This is a genomic window from Halocatena marina (assembly GCF_023276375.1).
Classification (GTDB): domain Archaea; phylum Halobacteriota; class Halobacteria; order Halobacteriales; family Haloarculaceae; genus Halocatena; species Halocatena marina.
Genome location: NZ_JALLPK010000001.1, coordinates 1,821,578 through 1,842,163, shown reverse-complemented (window position 1 = coordinate 1,842,163; position 20,586 = coordinate 1,821,578). Strand labels below are relative to the sequence as shown.

13 protein-coding genes are annotated in these 20,586 nt (G+C 53.1%); 4 read left to right on the top strand and 9 right to left on the bottom strand.

Features of this window, described 5'->3' with window-relative positions; genetic code table 11:
• Positions 1-823: 823 nt before the first annotated feature.
• The 3 genes from MW898_RS08305 (at position 824) to MW898_RS08295 (ending at position 3,856) form a co-directional block, all read left to right on the top strand.
• Entirely contained in the window at positions 824-1,315 is a 492-nt protein-coding gene (locus MW898_RS08305) for an Lrp/AsnC family transcriptional regulator (protein ID WP_248906168.1), read from the top strand.
• Between the two features lie 178 nt (positions 1,316-1,493).
• On the top strand, positions 1,494-2,462 hold the full coding sequence (locus tag MW898_RS08300) for a DMT family transporter (RefSeq protein ID WP_248906166.1): 969 nt from the start codon (positions 1,494-1,496) through the stop codon (positions 2,460-2,462).
• Positions 2,463-2,632: 170 nt separating this feature from the next.
• The gene (locus MW898_RS08295; RefSeq protein ID WP_248906164.1) at positions 2,633-3,856 is read left to right on the top strand and encodes a cation:proton antiporter; all 1,224 of its coding nucleotides are present in this window, start codon (positions 2,633-2,635) and stop codon (positions 3,854-3,856) included.
• 34 nt (positions 3,857-3,890) lie between these two features.
• Here the strand turns inward: MW898_RS08295 and MW898_RS08290 are convergent, their stop codons facing one another.
• From MW898_RS08290 to MW898_RS08250, 9 genes are all read right to left on the bottom strand, one after another.
• On the bottom strand, positions 3,891-4,193 hold the full coding sequence (locus MW898_RS08290; protein WP_248906162.1) for a MazG nucleotide pyrophosphohydrolase domain-containing protein: 303 nt from the start codon (positions 4,191-4,193) through the stop codon (positions 3,891-3,893).
• Between the two features lie 120 nt (positions 4,194-4,313).
• Positions 4,314-7,787, bottom strand: a complete 3,474-nt coding sequence (locus MW898_RS08285; RefSeq protein WP_248906160.1) for a phosphodiester glycosidase family protein — start codon at positions 7,785-7,787, stop codon at positions 4,314-4,316.
• 187 nt (positions 7,788-7,974) lie between these two features.
• Complete coding sequence (locus MW898_RS08280) at positions 7,975-8,634, bottom strand: helix-turn-helix domain-containing protein (RefSeq protein WP_248906157.1); 660 nt, start codon at positions 8,632-8,634, stop codon at positions 7,975-7,977.
• Between the two features lie 72 nt (positions 8,635-8,706).
• Positions 8,707-9,798, bottom strand: coding sequence for a LeuA family protein (locus tag MW898_RS08275; protein WP_248906156.1), 1,092 nt, complete (start codon positions 9,796-9,798; stop codon positions 8,707-8,709).
• Positions 9,799-11,016, bottom strand: coding sequence for a CaiB/BaiF CoA transferase family protein (locus MW898_RS08270; protein WP_248906154.1), 1,218 nt, complete (start codon positions 11,014-11,016; stop codon positions 9,799-9,801).
• Positions 11,017-11,323: 307 nt separating this feature from the next.
• A complete protein-coding gene (locus MW898_RS08265; protein ID WP_373689834.1) occupies positions 11,324-11,974 on the bottom strand; it encodes an isochorismatase family protein in 651 nt (216 codons plus the stop codon).
• A gap of 41 nt (positions 11,975-12,015) precedes the next feature.
• On the bottom strand, positions 12,016-13,872 hold the full coding sequence (locus MW898_RS08260) for a hydantoinase B/oxoprolinase family protein (protein WP_248906151.1): 1,857 nt from the start codon (positions 13,870-13,872) through the stop codon (positions 12,016-12,018).
• The gene (locus MW898_RS08255) at positions 13,869-15,929 is read right to left on the bottom strand and encodes a hydantoinase/oxoprolinase family protein (RefSeq protein WP_248906149.1); all 2,061 of its coding nucleotides are present in this window, start codon (positions 15,927-15,929) and stop codon (positions 13,869-13,871) included. The genes MW898_RS08260 and MW898_RS08255 overlap by 4 nt, the downstream gene beginning before the upstream one ends.
• A gap of 636 nt (positions 15,930-16,565) precedes the next feature.
• Positions 16,566-17,744, bottom strand: a complete 1,179-nt coding sequence (locus tag MW898_RS08250) for a FecCD family ABC transporter permease (protein WP_248906147.1) — start codon at positions 17,742-17,744, stop codon at positions 16,566-16,568.
• A 2,178-nt stretch (positions 17,745-19,922) separates the two neighbouring features.
• On the opposite strand from MW898_RS08250, the gene MW898_RS08245 reads away from it, so the two are divergent.
• A complete protein-coding gene (locus MW898_RS08245) occupies positions 19,923-20,525 on the top strand; it encodes an HdeD family acid-resistance protein (RefSeq protein WP_248906145.1) in 603 nt (200 codons plus the stop codon).
• Positions 20,526-20,586 lie beyond the last annotated feature (61 nt).

Here is a 20,586-nt window from a genome sequence, read left to right as displayed (position 1 = left end):
CTCTATGAGTAGTTATAGTGAATGGAAAATGACGTTTTAGTATAGAGATGCTGTCTCCTCAACAAATTACAGACGTACTCCTGTGATCACTCGCAGCTATTATCATCTATTGGTTATGTTATGAGAGCAATGCAGAAAACGGATCGTGAAGAAAATAACAGGAATCTGATTTTACGATCGGCGAGGCACAAGTGTATTTACCACGAGTGAGCAGTAACCGATAATGACGTAATTATGCCATGATGGCATTCATCTATTAGTCATAATTGGCCACTCACTCTATCATCATTTGTGCTAAATTGGCTCTCTTTGGAGGTGTCACCGTAAAATCGTCAGCATGCTCACGGTGTGTTCGATCGAATATGCGAGCACGACCAGTACTTGTAGAAGGCTAAAACACGTCCACTACCGATATTTGATGCTCAATCCAGCATTTTCGTACAGCCACACCGAGCGTCTGGTAATGAGGTTCCATAATCGTTCAGTTAATTCTCTGCCATCGACTATCAAGCAGGTCGATCGCACAGAAATAGGCGTAATAGTTTCGCTCTACTTCGCCTCTCGCACTATCCACCAACAATTGCAGGACAGTCAACTGTGCTGTATCGGATCAATCTACGTCTATCACTGAGAAATTACTATTAACGAATAATCTGTTTTACTGTCAAAATGTGGATTGTACTTCCGGACCTTCTGATTTACAGTTTGCATCTCTCTCTGACACAATAGTGTGCATTCGAATAGCGTATGATCGACGAGCTGATTGAACTACCGTACAATGTCTAGCAAAGGTTTTTGAGACACGAGCCAACGAAGCAAGGGTATGGACATTGATGAGAAAGACGTCGACATTTTGAAGACTATCGCGGACAACGAAACGCGGAGTCCAGACCACATCTCTGAGGTAACGGAGATTCCGCTCTCGACCGTAAACTACCGGCTAAAGCTGCTTCGAGAGGCAGGGATCATTCGCAACGACCATTACGACATTGATCTCGAGGCACTGGGTTTCGAAATTACGTTTATCATCCAAATTATTGCCGAGTACGACGAAGACTATCATCAGTCACTCGGTGAGCGCCTTGCTGACATCGACGGCATAACGCATGTCTATTTCACTGCAGGAGATACCGACTTCTTCGTTATTGCACAGCTGACCGATCCGGATATGGTCGAAGACCTGATCAGTGAGCTCGAAGCCGTTGACGGCGTTCAACGGACCATCTCGACCTACACGATCAGCACGCTCCGTGACGGGCACGAGCCGCTACAACAAATATCACGGGAGACGATGCTCGAGCGTTTGGTTGATTAATATTGAATTAGCCATTAACTATTTACGCTTCTATTCGACAGTAAAGCCAAGAAAAAAGATTTTTATACACTACTACTCAATCACAGGGCATGATGTTCATGAGTGGTACAATAACTAAGGGAATTATTGGATTAGAGTTTCACAACAGCACCGCTTGGAGTCACCGCGTGAGGTGTCGATGAACCAACGACTCATTGTCGGTGCCTTTCTCCTTCTCGGGACACTGTGGGGGAGTTCATTCGTTGCCATCGACATTGGGCTGTCGTATTTCCCACCGCTCCAGTTCGCCGCCTTGCGATACCTCATCGCAGGAATCGTGATCCTCGGATACGCGTGGTATTCGACCCCACGCTGGCTGCCCCGCACGCGCAATGAATGGTTAATCTCTGGAGTCGCTGGTGGCTTTCTCATTGGCGGTCACCATGGCTTCCTGTATCTCGGTCAGGAGCACGTCAGCGGCGCAGTCGCAGCGGTTGTAGTCAGCCTTGGACCCGTACTAACAGCATTATTTGCAGTTGTTGTCCTTGGAGACCGGCTAACACCGCTCGACGTCGCTGGGTTCGCTCTCGGTTTCTTTGGTGTGTTTCTGGTCGCCCAACCCGGCGTTGCCGAGCAGAGTAGCCTGCCATTCACTGCCCGACTCGCGGCGCTGGATCCCGGTGCGTTGCTGACAGGTGATGCGATTGGAGTCATGACCGTTCTCATTGGATCAGCCTGTTTCGCGCTGGGTGCGGTGCTGATGCGACCCATCGAGACTGACCTCCCGACTCGGACGATACAGGCATGGGCCATGCTCATCGGCTCGGCACTGTTGTTCGCTGCTGGAATCATTCGTGGTGAGTCACTCGCAACGATACAGTGGACACCGGTTGCAGGGCTATCGCTGCTGTATCTCGGAACAATCACTGGCGCAGGAGCGTTTCTCATCTACTTCGAACTACTCGACCGCCTTGGCCCAACACAGATCAATCTCATCGGCTACCTCGAACCCGTCTCTGCGACGGTTATCTCGTGTCTCGTCCTCGGTCAAATCATCGATCCGTTGACGGGGCTTGGATTCGTTACTATCGTTGCTGGATTCGTTTGCGTTCAGAGGCGTTCGGTCGTCTCGCTCGTTCGAGATCGAACCACACCGGGACTTGCATGAACACACAATCTTGTGGCTGGATATAACCCCGACACGCAGACCTGTTGACGATATACCATTACTTTGGGCGGCAACCGTGGTGTATGCTCCATATACTTACGTTGGCAGTCGCTGATGATTAGTGCGGCATGAAACACGAGAGGGCGATTCTCGTGAGGAGGGTGCTATAGATGGCTTCGCTCGAAATCTTCTTGGTTATTGGGGTGAGCCTCTTGCTTGCGCTTGTCCTGAGCGAAGGTATAGAACGGCTTGGTGAGCCGGGATTCCTTGGCGAAATCCTCGCAGGAATCGTGCTCGGTCCATCTGTGTTACTGTTAATCAGCAGCACCAGTCAGACCAGCCCGTTCATTCTCATCGCGACTATCGGTGGACTGCTCTTGTTTTTCGATGTTGGATATCAGCAAATCGATCTCAATGATCTGCTCGTGGCCTTCAGACCGGTTTTGGTGATCGGTCTTTCGGGTGTGTTGCTCCCCTTTCTCGTTGGATACGGAATTGGAACGTTGTTCGGGCGGGCGTTGGAATCGAGTCTCTATCTCGGTCTCATTCTCTCGGTAACGTCTGTCTCTATCGTCGTTCGGACGCTCCTTTCGCTCGACAAGTTAGATACCCAGTACGGACGGTGGATACTTGGTGCATCAGTTGTCGACGACGTTATCGGTCTGCTTGGGATCTCGACCCTTCCGCTGTTTTTCATCGGTGGCGGCTTGGAGGGAACCGCCTCTGCGCTCGGACTGGCCGCGCTCTTTTTCGTCGTTGCAGTGATATTCTATCGGTTTCTCCTCGATCCAGTGTCCGACCTCATCGCAAAATCGACGGTGGATCAAGCGAGTTTCATCGCAATCCTTGGTCTGCTGTTCGTGTTCGGCTACGCGTCGGACGCGGTGAATCTCTCTTACTTCATTGGCGCACTCACCATCGGTCTGGTGATTGCAACGAACAAGCGATTCGAGGCGAGCAACATCCAATCGAACGTATACGGCATCGCCTACGGCGTGTTTATCCCGCTCTACTTCGTTGCAATCGGCGCACGGATGAATCTCGGAGCACTAACCGTCAATACGTTTATCCTCGTGTTTGCTGTCTTCGGTCTCCTCGCAAACTTCATCGCGGGCTACGTCGGAAATCTCATCGCTGGCGGCCATCGAGAAGACTCACTCGTTATCGGATTTGCCCTCCTTCCACGCTCTGAATCAGGAATCGCAATCGTCTCTCTCGGTGTCGCTCAGGGGATCGTCGGCAACCAGATATTCGTTGCGTATCTGGTTGTGTTCGTCGTCTCAGTACTGCTGACGCCGTCGCTATTGAAGCGGGCAGTCGAACGCGCCGAGGCGAAAAAACAGGACGCAGGATCGAACCAACACAACAACCAGAACCAGTCAAACACGAGTTGATCAGTCGAATCCCGGTCAGCGTCCACCTTCTCGATTACTGACTTGATGCAGTTCCGGTTTCTTCGAGTCGGCGCTGGTACTTATCGAGTGCTTCATCCAACGCGACACCGGCGTCGATGTCGAGTGATTCTGCGAGAGCGAGCAACGAAAATAGTACATCGCCAACCTCGTCAGTGTTCACTTCAAGTTGCTCCGGTGTTGCACCGTATTCCCCCGATTCGACCGCGTCTTTCGCGATTTCCCCGACCTCTGAGGCGAGATCAAGGATGCGGTATGCCGGCTGTCCCTGCATATCGTGTTCTGCGATGAACTCGGCCACTTGCGCTTGTTCTTCCATATAGTGGCTGTCGGCTTGGACTACTCAAATAATGTGGTCTCTTGTTTCATCAATCTGGCTTGGGTGTGTGATGTCGCATAAATCTCGGTCCAAGCGTTGTTCACAGCCGCCATTCTCACATTACTTATCTGATGGTTGTCTCAGCGAAAGGGTTGTAGAGGCTGTCTCTCCATTGGCAGTAACTCGGAGGGTAACGGTTCCGGGACGCACTGCCCTGAGTGTTCGCAGAGCGGGGTCGAACACGGCATCGTACCGGTCAGAATCGTGCTTTCGGCTGTTGCTCTGTTTTCGATTTTCTGTGAGAACGTACACGTTCTCGCTCCCGCTCCAGCGCACTGTCGCTGGATACGCCAGTGGGATTGTTCTCCCACCTGGCTGTGTGCCAATCGCTTTGATATTTGCTTCGTCGCCAACAGCGAGGGTGTCTGGTGCGGTGAGCGCCACTGAATCGAACAGTGGATGCATCGCGGTCTGTATCCACTGGTCTCTTCTGTTCGTGTGCCTGTGTGCTTTGCTCGCTGGATGGCTATCGACACTGACCATCGTCCACCCGATGAAACCACCGTTGTCCGCAGGTCCATAGGGATCTTTCCCGGACGGAGGAACGATCACGTACGGGACGCCATCGACGTGTCTCGCGTGGGCAGTGCCAGCGTGGCCAGCGATGTACGCGGCGCTCTTTCCATCAGACTCGATCTCGAACTCAGCTAGCCATTCCTCGATGAGTTCGGCTTCTTGACGATCTCCGAGCTGACTGTTATTTGCTGGCAACGGATCGTGTGGTGGATGATGAGCGACTACCACACACCCATCGATGTCCGAATCGGTGCGAACCGTTTCGAGTTCGTCTTGAAGATCGAATAGCTGATCGAACTCCGCGGTGCGGAAGCTTCCGGTCGATGAGTTCAGCAGAATGAATCGCGTCCCATTGTGGTCGAACGTCTGATGCGTTTCGCCGAAAGTAGATCTGAAGTTTTCGAGTGAATCCGTTCCCGTTCGCTCGTGATTGCCAGGAACGTAGTAAACGGGCAATTGCTCTCCAACCTCTTCATCGAGGATGCGACGCGCGAGCTGGAAATCCTCCTCGTAACCTCGATCGACGAAATCCCCGCCGATGAGCAGGAATTCGGGGTCGGCGGCGACGATCTCTCGGAGTGTGCGACGTGTCCGTTTGACGATTTCACTCGTCGGATTATCGGCGGTGAACTGGCTGTCTGCCATCATCGCAAAGCGCCAACCGTCTTCGGTTTTCCCGTTGGTGACGATCATTGGATCTCGTACAGGAGTCTGTTCGGGCGTTTCGACTGCTGGTGAAACCTTCACCTGAAGGTCATCGTAGACGAGCGAGCCAGTGTACTGGGTACTCGAATCGATTTCGACCGGATAGATGTGTCTGAGTTTCAGCGGATAGTGCACTCCGTTCGGGACGGTCGCCTCGACGTACCGCCAGCCGGTCCAGTCGATGTGGCGAGCGAGATTCAGGTTATACTCCACGTCAGTCGCGTCACGGACGGTCGCCCGGAGCCACGCTCCATTCCCGTCTCCATCGACCCACAGCCCGAGTCGGCGAGGCTCACCAGGAAGTTCGAGCAGCGGATCGGCCCGAGCGTACGCGGCACGGGTCGCGGTTGTCGTCGTGAAATCGTATGACAGTTTTAGTCCCTGACCGGTACGGCCAGAGACGAACTGCATCGCGCCTTCGACGGCCGAAGGATACTTCGAAAACGACCACGCAGATGGATCTTCGAATTCAGAAGCGCTCTTCGTAGCGAGACCGATCGTGACTGGTAGGAACGCTGTTTCTCCCTGTACTTCTATTTCGATCAGTGCTGATCCACTGTCGGTCGTGGCCGTAACAGTGAACGCTCCTTGATCGCTTGAGGTAAGCTCAACATCGGATCCGTCGACGCTGACAGTAATGTCTCGTGGTTCGATCGGTGCTCGATATCCCTCCTCGTCGTAGCCAACGACGCTGAACGTTTCGCTGTCGTCGACGCCGGCCAGCCCGACGCTATCGACCGATGCCGCGATCCGATCAAGAGGGCCAAGAACAGTTAATTCCGTGCTCCCTCGCGCGCGTCGTTGGCGTGCCGTAAGACGTCCTTGGCCGGGATGTCGAGCTGTGAAGACACAGACGCTGTCCGCATCTGAATCGTCTTTTTCCTCTGTCTCGGTGACTCTCCCGCGTGATCTGGGTCTCGGTCGCCACCGAACCCGGCTTGCATCCACAGGTGCGTAGGTGTCGTCGTGGCCGTAGGCGACAAACGTGCGAGTCAGGCCAGGGAACACTCGATCGCCACCAGTCTCATCGTAGTACGGTTCAATGCGGAACCCATCGAGAGTCGTTCCGGTTGGTGTGAACAACCCAACGCCATTGGGGACTGCTCGCTCGCTTCCATCCGATGGGCTGTTAGCAACGGATAGGTGCTCCGTTCCAGCGTCACGGGCGGCCAGCGTCGTTGATCCACCTCCGTCGAGATTAATTGCGTCAGTCGCTCCAAAGTGTCTCATCAGTGTGCCGAGTTCAAAAAGCGTCACTCCGCGGCTGAAACGCTGTCGGCCATCGATCGCAACGAGGTACAGCGTCGATCCGTCATCGGAAACACCAGCAGCGGTTCGTGGTTCTGCCCGTTCATCATCGAGTGTTTCCGGCAGCTGTCCGTCGTACAACAACTGCGGATTGCCACCGACAGCGAACGAAAGTGGCGAGGGAGAGTCTGTCTCCGCTGAGTACGCAATGTCGATCGAATCACCCGTCGAAAGCCCATTAAGTGTCTTCGCTCCTGCTTCGCGGCCGATGAGCACGTATCCGTTCTCGGGGATTGGCGTATCTGTGATCGTAGACGAAGCTGCCGCTACTGTCCCTTCCTGAACGATGACTTCCCGAACACGCGTGGCGTCTTGAACGACGTTAGTACGCGAAGTCGATCCCCAAAGGGGTGTGAACAGCCCTACCCCATTCCGAGCGAGTGTGGATTCGTTCAGTGCGGTCAATGACTGTTCGCCATCATGAAACGTAACCGACCCGCTCAGCGTAACGTTCGCTATCCGTCCAAGACCATCCTCGTCAACGCCAACGGTCCCAGTCCGACCTGGGGCAGGTCCCTTGTGTAACTCTCTGGCACCGATTTCGGCTCCAATCGGTGCATTGGTGTCGTTAATGTCGAAAAAATCACCATTTACACCAGCAACTGCTCCCGCACTATTGGTCATCTCCGACACCGGAGCGGCAGCAGTGAGGCCGGGTGATACGAGTCCAGCCGAGGTTTCCTGATCGAGGGCCGCTGTCAGGCGATAGCCCCGTACCCATCCATCTGCGAATAGATGTGTAAACGAGGTGAGTTCGACATCCGAACTCACGGGGACAGTTTCCTCATTGACGACGATCGAGTCGTTTCTCGAAACAGTCACGAGCTCCTTGGCCTGTGATTCAAAACGCGCGGTGGAATCGTATCCGAGCGAAGATCGTGCGCTTGCGAGCTCAATACCGGAAATCCCTAGCAATCCCGTGATGCTGAGTCCTTTAATATAGTTTCTTCGAGACAGAGTTTGGCTCGATTGACTCTCCTTCGATTGGGCTTGTCGCTTTGTCATCCATACAATGAAGCGTCGATTTAGCTAATGAATCCCGTCTCTAGATATTTTGTGTGAGACTATCGAACAATACAGACAGGACAATAGATCGTATTCGAATATATACGAACGTATTTGTTGTCGAGTAGATGGTTCAAGCTAGTTTTTGGGTGACACTCCGTTCTGATTTCTTATGTATTGTCAATGATCACTTCGGTGGTATTGTGGGTTCAGTGTGGCTGGAACGGTTCTGTCCCGCAGCCACAGATTCGAGAGCGTCAGTCAGGAGTTTTGATTCGGCTTTTCGGAGGTGTTCGAGAAGCGTAGCGCGGCTAATGCCGAAATAATCGGCGAGCTCTTCGCTCGTAATGTCACGAGGCCACTCAAAATACCCCATTTTGAGTGCGTATTCAATGACTTCGTACTGTCGATCAGTGAGATGGACGCTCGAATCACCCATCTGTGAGAGCTTGCCGAGCGTCACGGTCCCGATCTCACGAAAATCTTTGATCATGGCACGGAGATCCTGACGCCGGAAGAAAAGAACAGAGTACACCCGCCGGTTCGGACTGATGAAGGTGCGCCGCCGGATAATACCGTGATTCTGGTCGATAGCGGAGTAGGCACCACAGGAGGTCTTGGTAACGAGGAAGTTCCCGTTGCCGAGGTTCTCTGTGTGCTTTACTTGATCGGAATGCACGAGCGTGTCGGGAATTTCATCGACATCTGCATCAATTCCAAGAATGAACGTCACGAGTTCGTCGTGGAGTTCCTCGATGTCGATGTCAATGTTCGTGTCGTATTCAGTCGCGAGTTGCGAGATGACACAATCTTTGTGCTGTTGAAGGTGGATTTCGGCCTGATACATAACAATATCTGCTGAGTCATTTCAGTAGGGGTCCAATAAGGGTTTACCGGGGCAGTCGACACATTGAGGATACTATCCACCGTGTTCACGCTCGGCCAGCAAAAGCGCTTCTTCGAGGTCAAGCGGTCCCTTGGCAGCCAACGCATTGAGGTACGCGGTCACTGTCTCTGCATCGGGATCAATGCCCGCTCTTTGGAGGAGATGGCGGGCGCTACTTTCGCCGGTCGGTTTTCCAAAGACGAGGCGTCGTTGCCCACCGAACAGTTCGGGATCGAACGATTCGAGCGTGGCAGGGTCAGACAGCATCGCTGCGGTGTGGATGCCCGATTCGTGCTCTGCGATCGCTGCTCCAAGAACTGCCTTGCTCTGTCCGTACTCCTCACCGAGCGTGTCGAGTACACTGCGACAGATGGGAACGAGCTTGCTCGAATCAATTCCCAGATTGTCACCGTGCTCGATGGAGCAGGCAACGATAACCTCCTCAAGCGCGCTGTTGCCCGCACGCTCGCCGAGACCAGCGATACTGACATCTACCTTTCCAACCCCTGCGTAGTACGCTGTCAACGCGTTCGCCGTGGCACAGCCCATGTCGTCGTGAAAATGGACGCCCAACCGATCGAAGTTGATGTATCCATCGAGTCTCTCAAGATACTGTCGCACCGTCGCGGGCGTCCGCACGCCAACGGAGTCTGCGAGTGAGATGAACTCCGCGTCTGGGACGGTCGCAATGATTTCACAGAGCTGGTCGTGGTTCGTCCGGAACGCGTCTGCGAGCGTGACGTGGGCCGGCCGATCGTGGGCACGGATATAGTCGACGGCCTCGCCGAGCATCGACAACATTTCCGCACGGGACATTCCAAGCAGGTGTTCGAGGTGTTTGTCCGACGCCGAAACGAATATTTCGACCACGTCAGCGTCTGTGTCCAGCGCGACGTCGATATCGCTTTCGAGTGCTCGTGCCAGCGCGACAATATCGGCGTCGGTCGTTCCAGCGAGTTCGGAGACCACTCGCTGGTCTTTCTCACCGGTCACAGGGAATCCTGGTTGAATATATGGGATCCCGAGATCATCGAGTGCGTGGGCGGACTCTATTTTTTCATCTGCGGTGAACGATCGCCCGGGCATCTGATCACCTTCCCGGAGCGTTACGTCAGTAAGATTCATTCAAATAATCCCTTTGCTTTCGAGATCGGATAACTCAGCTGCCGAGAGGCCAATTTCGTCGCAGTAGACCTCTTCGTTGTGCTCCCCATGACGAGGTCCGAGAAACTCGACCGCACCGGGGGTCCGTGAGAACTTCGGGACCAGACCGAACGTCTTGATTGAGCCAACGTCCGGGTCGTCGACTTCGATGATATCGTCCCGTGCTTGGAACTGTTCGTCTTCAAAAATATCACTCATATCGTAGACTGGTCCGACGATGGCGTCGTTTGATTCGAGGATGTCGATGGCTTCCTCGGTGGTGTGCTGCTTCGTCCACGACTCGATTTCCTCGTTGAGTGGTTCGCTGTTCTCGACGCGGGTGGTGTTGTCCTCGAACCGTGGGTCGTCGATGAGCTCTGGCTTATCGATGATCTCGGCGACCCGTTCGAAGATTTTCTGATTCGAGGCTGACATTGTCATGTAGCCGTCCTTCGTTTCATAGATGTTTCGTGGTGCCGTACTCGGGTGTTGGTTCCCGGTGCGTTCACGGACGTGGCCCATGTAGTCGTAGGCCTCAACTTCACCGAAGAAGATGCGCCACAGTGGTTCGGTGAGTGAGACATCGATAACTTGTCCCTCTTCGCTGCCACCGCGACCGAGGTCACGCTCGTAGACGGCCATCAGCGTCGCCTGTAGCGAAAACTGCGCCGCCTGAAAGTCTGCAAGACTAACTGGTGGCAACAACGGCTCGCGGTCGGAGAACCCGTTTGCGTGTGCCCAGCCAGAGATACCCTCTGCAACGGTCCCAAATCCGGGCTTTTGTGATTTCGGACCCGTCTGACCGTAGCCAGAGAGCCGAACCATAATGGCTTCCTTGTTGACTGTGTGAATATCTTCGGGACCCAGCCCCCATCGTTCCATTGTTCCTGGACGGAAGTTTTCGTAGACAATGTCGGCGTCTTCAATCAGCTTGAGCGCGATGGAACGGCCACGATCCGATCCCAAGTTAAGCGTGATACACCGCTTGTTTCGGCCGAGAGACTTCCACGCCAACGAAATTCCGTCCTCGGTCTTCTGTGGCCACTCTCGAATAGGATCTCCACCGTTCGGATGCTCAACCATTATCACGTCGGCACCGAAATCGCCCATCATCGTCGTCGCAAAGGCACCGCTGATCATGCCAGACATATCAATCACTCGCATGCCGTCCAACGGTCCCTGCCGTTTCCGTGCAGTCATATGCTCCCTTCTATAACTCTGTGTATCGACGAAAAGCAGTTTTTCCAACCTATGTAGGCTGTTTATACGATGGCGAGAGCGAGTAGCCCGATTATGGACCGGAACGGCATTGAACGCATTCGAGTCTCTTCCAATAGGCGATCGGCACGTTTGACGTAGAGTAGCAGCTCCGCTGTGTGATGCACTGATAACCGAATCGACAGCGTGGCTCGTGGTGTCACTTACCTCTCATACCGTTCGCTATCATTTCGATGCGGGTTTCGGCAGGGACACCAGGGCAAGTTTCTGTGGACTGATTGGATGCTGATTACGCTTGGACCTCGTCATCGAGCACGGCCAAGACATCGTCGGTCTCGACTACGTCACCGTACTTGGCATTGATATCAAAGAGGTTGGCTTTGTGTGGTCCCTCGGCACGATCCCCGACAGCGTCGGCGGGAACGATGGTGCGGTAGCCGTGTTGGAGACTGTCGATTGCCGTTGCGCGGATACATCCGCTGGTCGTTACACCAACGAGAACGAGGGTGTCCACGCGGTTGGTGGTCAACTCTGTTTCGAGATCGGTTCCAAAGAACGCGCTCGCGTATTTTTTGAGGATGACCCGTTCGTCTGCGACGGGTGCAATTCTGTCGTCAATCTCGACTGCCTCGGTTCCGAGTTTGAGTTCGCGGAGCGCGGGCACTTTCTCGATGAAGTATCCGGCGTCACCGTACGATTCCTCGTAGGCGACGGTGGTGAAATAGCGCGGCAACTCGTGTTCGCGGAACGCATCCAGTAAGCGGTTGGTCTGTGAGAGGACGCTATCGACATCCGATCCAAGGTCTGTTTCAGGGTCAGTAAAGGCAGTAATGAGGTCGATTACGAGCAGTGCTGGTTGGTCACCTATTCCGACTTCAACAGCGAAGTCGTGATCGGCGTACATTTTTTCGGTCGCTTCGATCCAATCCATGTTTATCATCCGTTAGGCATTCTAATAGGTATGCAACGTGTGCTGGCAGTTCAGCTGCTGCGCTGGTCGAACTCGCGGCGTTCTTCAAAAATCTGCGCTTCGAGATCCTCGTAGTCCGGAAGCGGCCCGTAGTCGAACTCCTGCAAATCGTCTCGGTGTTGGCTGATGCGCTCGCGGTGTCCTGTCGTAGCCGTCTCGTCGACGGCACCGTTTGTGTCGAGAACCACACCGTACTCCGTACGAGCAACCTCTTCAGAGACGAGCCCACGACGAATTTCTCGTGCGACGAGTTCCGGGTCACGTTTTAGAGGATCACCGAGACCACCACCGCCTGCGGTGCTGAAGACGAGTGTATCACCCGCCCGAACCGAGATGCTCTCGGCTTTCGAGGGGAGTTCTTCTTCTGTGCCATCGGTTCGAATGAGCTTCTTTGTGCTCGTCTCACCGTGGCTACCGCCATCGACGCCCCACGGATAGGTGTGGGAACGGTCGTCTTGGAAGGTAATCGTTCCGTCCTCCTCAAACGTATAGACCTTCGTGATCCCGTGGCCACCCCGAAACTCGCCTGCTCCGCCAGTGTCTTCACGGGTGCTGTACTCATCGATCGTCAGTGGGTAGTACGCCTCCTGATACTCGGCGGGTACCGTCCGAAAGAGCGGCCACCACGAGTGGCCGTCCAATCCATCGCCACCGGGTCGGGCAGGGATACCACCGTAGAGTATTTCGAGCATTTGGAACTGGTTGCCATCGGAGTCGACACCAGCGTAAACGAGGTTTGGCGAGGTCCCGTAGCTACCGGCGACAGAGAAACCATCGATGAGCTTCGAGAAGGTGGCCTGCAAGACATCGAACTGCCGTGCCATCAGCGGCAAGCGGTTACCGAGCGCAGCCGGGAACTCCGGCTGGACGACAGTCCCCTTGGGAAGGTTGACCTCGAAGAGATCGTAGTACCCATCGTTGAACGTCAAAAGGGGATCGAAGGCCATGATGAGAAACACGCCGGTGAACATTTTGAACATCTTCTCGTTCAATAGGAAATTGACGGTTCCTGGGACCTGAGCGTCGGTTCCTTCCCAATCGAGGTAGACGGTATCACCCGTACGATGAATTTCGAGATGAAGTCTGATAGGACCAGTACCCATCCCGTCGTCATCGACGTAATCCTCGAAGGCATACCGCTCGCCTTCAGGAATGAATTCACGGATGAGGTCGATCATCCCGTTCCGGGTGCGATCGAGGATTGCATCACAGCTCTTTTTGTAGGTTTCCTTTCCAAAGCGCTCACAGAGTTCCTGTACGCGCTCTTGAGCTACTGCAGTCCCCGCCGCGAGTGCCTTGATGTCGGCTTCCGCGTGTTTCGGAAGCCGTGTGTTGTGGGCGAAGATTTCGAGGATATCCTCGTCCAGCTCACCTTCTTTATACAGTTTGACCGGTGGAAGTCGAATCCCTTCCTCGAAGATGGTCGTCGCTTCGACGGGCATGCTGCCAGGCGTTTTTCCACCAACATCCATGAGATTCCCCCACTGGCTGGAGAAGCCGACACGCTCGCCCTCGTAGAAAATCGGCCGCAAGAGCAGCATATCGGGAGTGTGTGACAACGCCCCTGCACACATGTAGGGGTCGTTGGTAGCGATGACGTCGCCGTCATTGAGATCTTCCCAGTCGAAGGTGGCGTTCTCGATGATTGTTTCGATGGCAGAGCCGAACTGACCCATAACCATTCGACCCTGTGCATCTGCGATAAGAGGGAACTGATCAGACTGTTCGCGGATGACAGGGCTGATGGCTGTCGTCTCTAACACGCGGTCCATCTCGTAGCGCGTATTCTCTAATGTGTTCTCGATAAGATCTAGTGTCGTCGTGTCGACACTGTGTTCGCCGACAAAATCTGGCGGGTCGGCACTCATGCAACATCACCTCGATTGATCTCGATGTTGGCATAGCGGTCAATGACAGCGGTGTGGTCTGGTTGAATAACGACGGTTGCGTCGTCATCGATGACGATAGCTGGACCTACGATCTCGTTGCCGGCCTGTAAATCCGTGCGGTCGTAGATCGGCGTCTCGTGATCGTCACCGTCGAAGTACACCGCGTTGGTACCGACCTTGGCCGGTCTCGGATCAGCATCAGCAACATCATGTTCTTCGATGGTAACACCTTTCAGGGTCCCTTTTCCGATGACGCGGAGAGTGGCCATTTCGAGAGGCGCATCCAGCGAGAAGCCGAACCGTTTGTCGTGGCGTGCTTCAAAGTCCTCTTTGATTTCGTCCATCCCCATCCCCCGAAGGTTGTCGATATTGACGGGGATGGACATTTGGATGTCTTGGCGGAAGTATCGGCAGTCGGCGTAGTACTCAAAGGAGTGATTCGATTGGTCGATCCCTTCCGAGTGGAGCCAGTCTGTTGCCTCATTGCGCAGGGCCATCATCTCGGCGTGAACGTCGGAACCGTCCACGTCAAGGTCGGTTTCGAGGTAGGTCTCCGAGAATTCGTTCTGTACGTCGGAGGTCAGAAAGCCGAATGCAGACATGACGCCCGGACCCGGTGGTATGACGAGTGGGTATGCATCCATTACGTTAGAGAGAGCGTTGGCGTGCATCGGACCGGCTCCACCAAAGGCAACAAGACCGAAATCACGCGGATCGTAGCCCCGCTCGACAGAAACAACACGGAGGGCACCGTGCATGTTCTCGTTTACGATGTCAATGATCGCCTGTGCGGCAGCTTCGATGGAGCTTCCACGCTCGTCAGCAATGGTTCCGATAGCTGTGCGAGCTGCCTCGCGGTCAAGGTTCATTTTCCCACCAAGCTGGACTATTGGGGGAATACGTCCGAGAACGACGTTGGCGTCAGTCACTGTCGGTGCTTCACCTCCGTGTCCGTAGCAGGCCGGACCCGGATCAGCGCCGGAGCTCTCTGGGCCAACCTGAAGCGAGCCGTTGAGTTGGACGCGAGCAACGGACCCGCCTCCCGCGCCAACCGTGTTCACATCGACCGAGCGTGATTTAAATTCACGATAGCCAACTTTTGTCTTCCGGCTCGTCTCGGGTTTCCCATCTTCGACGAGTGATACGTCTGTCGAAGTTCCACCCATGTCTACGGTCAGCACATCAGGAACGCCCTTCTTTTCGGCGATGGTTGCAGCACCGACGACGCCACCGCTCGGGCCGGAGAGTGCGAGTTCGACAGGACGGTTTTTCGCCGCTCCGGAGCTCATCAGCCCGCCGTCCGATCGGACGACATTCATTGTCGCTGTCGAGTCTGCGGTCTCTAGGGAAGTCTCAAGCTCGTCGAGGTAGTTGATGACCTGCGGTCGAGCGTAGTCGTTAATGGCTGTTGTCAGTGTACGTTCGTATTCGCCGTACTCAGGGACGATTTCTGCAGAGATTGATACCGGTAGCTCCGGTGCTTCTTCTTCGATGATTTCACGCACCCGCTCTTCGTGTGACGAATTGAGATACGAATTGAGTAGCGCGACGGTCAGTGACTCGATGCCAGCAGCCTGCAATTCGTGCACCGCCTCACGGATTTCGTCTTCATTGAGCGGTTCTGTGACTTCTCCGTCGGGTGCACTGATGGTTCCGGAAATCCCACGTGTGTCAACGAGGTCGGCCAGTGGATCTGGCTTTTCCATCCCGATCCAACCATAGAGGGGACCGGGAGTCCACGCTCGTGCGAGATGAAGCACATTCTCGTGTCCTGCTGTGGTGATGAGTCCGACGCGTGCACCAGTCTCTTCGAGTAGCATATTCGTCACGACCGTCGTCCCATGAAAGAACAAGTCCAAGTCAGCAACCGACATGCCTGCCTTTCTCGTTGCCTCCTCGACGCCAGCAAGCACGCCGTCTGACGGATTCGCTGGCGTCGATAACACCTTATCGACCGTGAGCTCGTGGGTATTCTCGTTGAACACGATTACATCGGTGAAGGTCCCACCAACGTCCACTCCGAGATTGCATGTCATGTAAATTCGTACCACTATTTGATGACCATCGTTGCCTAAACATTCTCCCAACGTATGTTGGGTATATTTATAATCAGTATTTCCTGCCAGTCGGCTCTTTGGTATCGTCTCATTGCGGCATCCGAACGCTGCTGTTATCTAAGGCGGACAGTCCTCTAGGCGAGTACTGAGAAACAAGAAGAGAGGTTGGTCTGTCCGTAAAACGAGTGTATTGTTCCGCCGTGTGATGCGTCCGATCGTAACTCCATCTCACTTTGAACCAGCAGGTGCAGAGTGCGCCACACTTGTTCCGGGGGATCGCTTTGAACCCCTGTTCGAACCACTGGTCGTCCGTGTCGTTTAGAGATAGCCCAACGTATGGAGTCGTCGAAGAAGCTTCGAGTAGTCGTCTTTCTCATCTGGAGTTGGACGATCAACGCTTGTTGATCGAGTCATACCACACTGTCTCGATATCATGATAAGTATCTTATGGCCTTTCCAATTATTTTCGATAGACATTTTAGAGAAATTAATGTATCTAGAGTGTCAATTAGAGGAACGGGTTCCAGCAACGGCCATGTTCGGAACGCGTTGGCAGTAACTCATTACATCGGACGTGATAAGAGAGGCAGGGGACCGTGAATCGAATACTTCGTCTCAGATTTCGCCGAGTTGTTGCTGTTTACGCATAAGATAGAGGAAGTAGGGTCCTCCAACGAGTCCGGTAACGATTCCGACCGGCAACTGGCCGTTGTTCGCGCCAGTCACCGCCATCAGTCCGAGACGGGCACCGACGTCGGCACCGACCATGAGGGCAGGTCCCGCAAATAAGCAGCCAACGATCAGCTTTTTGTAGTCACTCCCGACGAGGTTCCGGACGAGGTGTGGAACGATCAGGCCAACGAAGCTAACAATGCCCGCAACTGCGATGCTCGTTGCGGCTGCGAGTACAGCTACTCCTGAGAGGGCGAATCGAATCTTCTCGACGGCCATTCCCAGCGACTTTGCCGTCTGCTCTCCGAGAAGGAGGACGTTCAGCTGTCGGGAGCTGAGAGTAGCAAGAATCATCGAGATTATCGTCCACGGTAGTATCATGCGGACTTGCTCCCACCCCACGCCGGTTAGAGAGCCAGTTGTCCACGCGATCGCAGTCTGGACAACACCAAGATCGGTTGCGAAGAAGAACATCGCTGTTTGAAGCGACTGGAATACCGTGCTGACGATCACACCAGCGAGAACCAACCGGACTGGACTCGTTCCATTTTTCCATGCGATTACGTAGACAATGAAGAATGCTGTTGCGCCGCCCAGTGCTGCGACGAGTGGGAGTAGTCCGGATAGACTGGTGAAAACAACGAGCGACAGCAAAATCGTCAGTCCAGCTCCCGAAGAGACACCGAGGATGAACGGACTCGCAAGCTCATTTCGAGTGACTGCTTGAAAAATTGCGCCCGAGACTGCGAGGTTCATGCCAACGAAGATTGCAACGAATACTCGGGGCATTCGAATATTCCAGACGACGAGCGTTCCCGTCGTGAGATTTGGTAGCTCTCCTTGATAACCAGTTACCGAGCGCATCAATCCTTCCCCGAAGAAGAATTTGAAGAGCCATCGTATGTCAAAGAGCACATCAGCGTCAATGACTGATTGCCATGCCTTGCCGATCGGCATTGTATACGCCCCAAAACTCACTTGAAGGAGCCCTCCAAGGACGACGATTGCGACGCTGACGAAACAGAGTGTGAGCAGCGCCGGATCGAGAAGCCACGAAAACCGATCTTGCTCGGTCTGTGTTCGTGGTGGTGCTCCTGTTGTCGATGGATCGCTCTCAGTCATCTCATCGTCCCTCTTTGTTTCTTTTGTCGTGTGAATAGCGACAGTCTATCTGTCTCTTTTCTCTCCCGGGTAGAACGGTGTGATTCATCATTCTCGAAATGGAAATTGTGGATATGTGTGCTCTCCGAGCAGGTCGGGGTGTGTGTTGGGTGAATTGGTCTGGACGACACGGTAGAGATAGCACTGAGATGTGATGTGTTTCTGTGTTTTCTCAGTACTGCTCTGATGTCGCTTTTATGTCGACTAGGGCGATCGGCAGTAGTAGCAGTGGCCTTCCAGTCGTACCGTTCGAGAATTTCTCGTTGTGTCGTCGGATGACCTCGTTCTCGAATAGACCGATCATCTGACGAGCTCTCGATTTCCACGGATTGTGAGCGTACTCTCTGAGGTGTGCTTGCGCCCATTCCTGAGCGTATCCTACTGGATCGAGATGTCGCCAGTCCTATCGCTCTCTCCATGTTTTTAGGCTGCCCTAATTCATCATAAACGCTCCGAAATACAGATAGTTGCGATGAATGGTGATGAATATCGAATAGAGATGTCCCCATCAGATGAGTCTGAACTATTCGACCAACGAAACAACCTAATTGAAGTGACGATATTCACGTACTGTTCGAATTACATATATGGTGAATGAATTGTTATTCTTGAAATATGAATTGAAAGTAACTACTCATTCATATTCGATAGCTATGGACACGACTGTCGACCGAGACACGTTCGCAGTACGCTTCCTGTGCGACGAATAATTGGCGATGGTCGTTCGGTCGGATTTGGCAAGTTCCAGCTTTCTCACACGGTCTATGCTGCTACGACCAACCGTAACACAACTATTTGTTCTGTGTCGGTGATACCATGACCACGCTGGTGCTCTCAGTCCGTCGAGGTCTGATTCGGTATCTGTCGATTTGACCTTGATAGGGCATTTCCCGCTGAATGATAGACGCACACGCTTCTGGATTGTGGGTAACTCCAAGCGTCGTTTCGTCGATGGGGCCACTTTTCGAGCACCATTGGTGAAATGAACTATATCTGACCTCCTCATTCGAGTACTCACTTTCAATTGGTTCATAGTACGTATATGGTAGTATTGTAAAAATTAGTTTTTGTATGTGAGTGTAAATGATGGTGAAGTCAGTCTTCTCTGGTGCAGCTAACCCGCGGGATTGTGATACGTGAAAGTGAATTCGCAGCCATTACACTCGTACTGATGTAATTAAGGTGTGCACTGAATGTCAAAATATCTGCACGGCAAACAGTTGTGATCGGGCTGCATGGTCTTTCTCCCGATTGAGTAGTCTCTACAATTCACTTGAATGACGCATTCTAATATTTATGTCTACATATTACCACTTAATAAAAATAGTACTACCTTGATTTTGTGTCATCATTTTAGTAGAACTAAGTAATTACGTATATATGTTGGGAAAACACGACAGGGATAACGACGCCGATATTCGAATTTAGAACAATTGTTAGGCAGTATTGCGGATCAGTGGGATTCTTCTAACTGAGTAATTCTGATGACGTCCCGAAGACATTCGGAACTTTCGTTCACGGTTACCAACTCGACAGGTGAGTAATTATTTGAGGCCGAATCAGACGACAAACGGTCTATTGATCCGTTGGACATTCCCTTTGTGACGGTCGACCTTCGATCTTCTTGCTATGGTACGGTATTGATATGGGCCAGTCACGATCAAGTTAGATTCTATTCCCCAAGCAAGCAGTTATCGAATCGATGCGTGTGGGCGTGTTCTGATAGTGAAATGATTCGATAGTTTAGCACCAACACTTCTGTTGTAAATATTTTATTCTGTCAATGAAGTGTGGTTAACACGTCGAATCCAGCACTCTGTGTTGATAGAATTTTTAATCTGAGTACAGAGATTCGAACAGTAGAGTGTGAGTAACGCTGCTCGGCACGGACGAATATCTGAGATGTCTCTGGGACTACAGAGAACCCTCGTGGATGTCGTTCATCGAACCAATCGCCGCCCGAAGCACGAGCGACGCTCGGTACTGACGTACTCGGCTGATTGAGGGGGAATATACAAGTAGAAAGACAAACATATAGACCGTAATCGATCGACGTCTCTTCGATCAGGTATTAGCTTCCTTGCATAAGAACGGAACCAGGTTATGTTCATTGAATGTATATTCCTATCGGGAATCACAATGAGTGCCACCGACAATGTCACAGACAGGGAGCGTTCAGAAGACACAATTCAAGGTACGTGGCGGCTTCTGTTGGCAGTTGGTATCGTAATAGCTATCCTCGGACTGCTGGCTGTCTTCACGCCACTATTCGCGGGACTTACTCTCTCGTTCTTCCTCGGAGCGTATCTCGTAATCGGCGGGATTGTACACTTCGTACACGCGTTTTCCGGGCGGGAGTGGACAGGGTTTCTCATACAACTAGTCTTGGCGGTCGTTTTTGTTGTGGCAGGTCTCTCCCTCCTCCTGAATCCATTCGTTGGGCTCGTCACCCTAACAGTTCTGTTGATTGCATTCTTCTTCGTAGATGGCATCGTCGAAACTGTGATGGGGTTCCGTCTCCGTCCACAGCGTGGATGGCTTTCGATTGTTGTTAGCGGGGTTCTATCGCTGGTAATCGCTGCCCTCGTCTGGTTAGCGTTCCCAAGCAGCGCTCTCTGGGCGCTCGGTCTCCTCTTCGGAATCGGTCTTCTCACCAGTGGAATCTCACTGGCTACGACCGCAATGGGTGGACGCGCCGAAGCACAGCAGAGTGTCACGTCATCGGCGACAGAAGCCCGTTGAGATGTGAGCATCACACTTATTCCGCTCCAGTTTTTGGTTCTGTCCTCAGAACAAGCACGCT

Excerpts from the sequence above, each read along its gene's own strand:
- MW898_RS08245 (WP_248906145.1), top strand. The coding sequence starts at position 19,923 with ATGAGTGCCACCGACAATGTCACAGACAGGGAGCGTTCAGAAGACACA.
- MW898_RS08300 (WP_248906166.1), top strand. The coding sequence starts at position 1,494 with ATGAACCAACGACTCATTGTCGGTGCCTTTCTCCTTCTCGGGACACTG.
- MW898_RS08265 (WP_373689834.1), bottom strand. The coding sequence starts at position 11,974 with ATGATAAACATGGATTGGATCGAAGCGACCGAAAAAATGTACGCCGAT.
- MW898_RS08255 (WP_248906149.1), bottom strand. The coding sequence starts at position 15,929 with ATGACATGCAATCTCGGAGTGGACGTTGGTGGGACCTTCACCGATGTA.
- MW898_RS08270 (WP_248906154.1), bottom strand. The coding sequence starts at position 11,016 with ATGACTGCACGGAAACGGCAGGGACCGTTGGACGGCATGCGAGTGATT.
- MW898_RS08295 (WP_248906164.1), top strand. The coding sequence starts at position 2,633 with ATGGCTTCGCTCGAAATCTTCTTGGTTATTGGGGTGAGCCTCTTGCTT.
- MW898_RS08250 (WP_248906147.1), bottom strand. The coding sequence starts at position 17,744 with ATGACTGAGAGCGATCCATCGACAACAGGAGCACCACCACGAACACAG.
- MW898_RS08305 (WP_248906168.1), top strand. The coding sequence starts at position 824 with ATGGACATTGATGAGAAAGACGTCGACATTTTGAAGACTATCGCGGAC.
- MW898_RS08275 (WP_248906156.1), bottom strand. The coding sequence starts at position 9,798 with ATGAATCTTACTGACGTAACGCTCCGGGAAGGTGATCAGATGCCCGGG.
- MW898_RS08285 (WP_248906160.1), bottom strand. The coding sequence starts at position 7,787 with ATGACAAAGCGACAAGCCCAATCGAAGGAGAGTCAATCGAGCCAAACT.
- MW898_RS08280 (WP_248906157.1), bottom strand. The coding sequence starts at position 8,634 with ATGTATCAGGCCGAAATCCACCTTCAACAGCACAAAGATTGTGTCATC.
- MW898_RS08260 (WP_248906151.1), bottom strand. The coding sequence starts at position 13,872 with ATGAGTGCCGACCCGCCAGATTTTGTCGGCGAACACAGTGTCGACACG.
- MW898_RS08290 (WP_248906162.1), bottom strand. The coding sequence starts at position 4,193 with ATGGAAGAACAAGCGCAAGTGGCCGAGTTCATCGCAGAACACGATATG.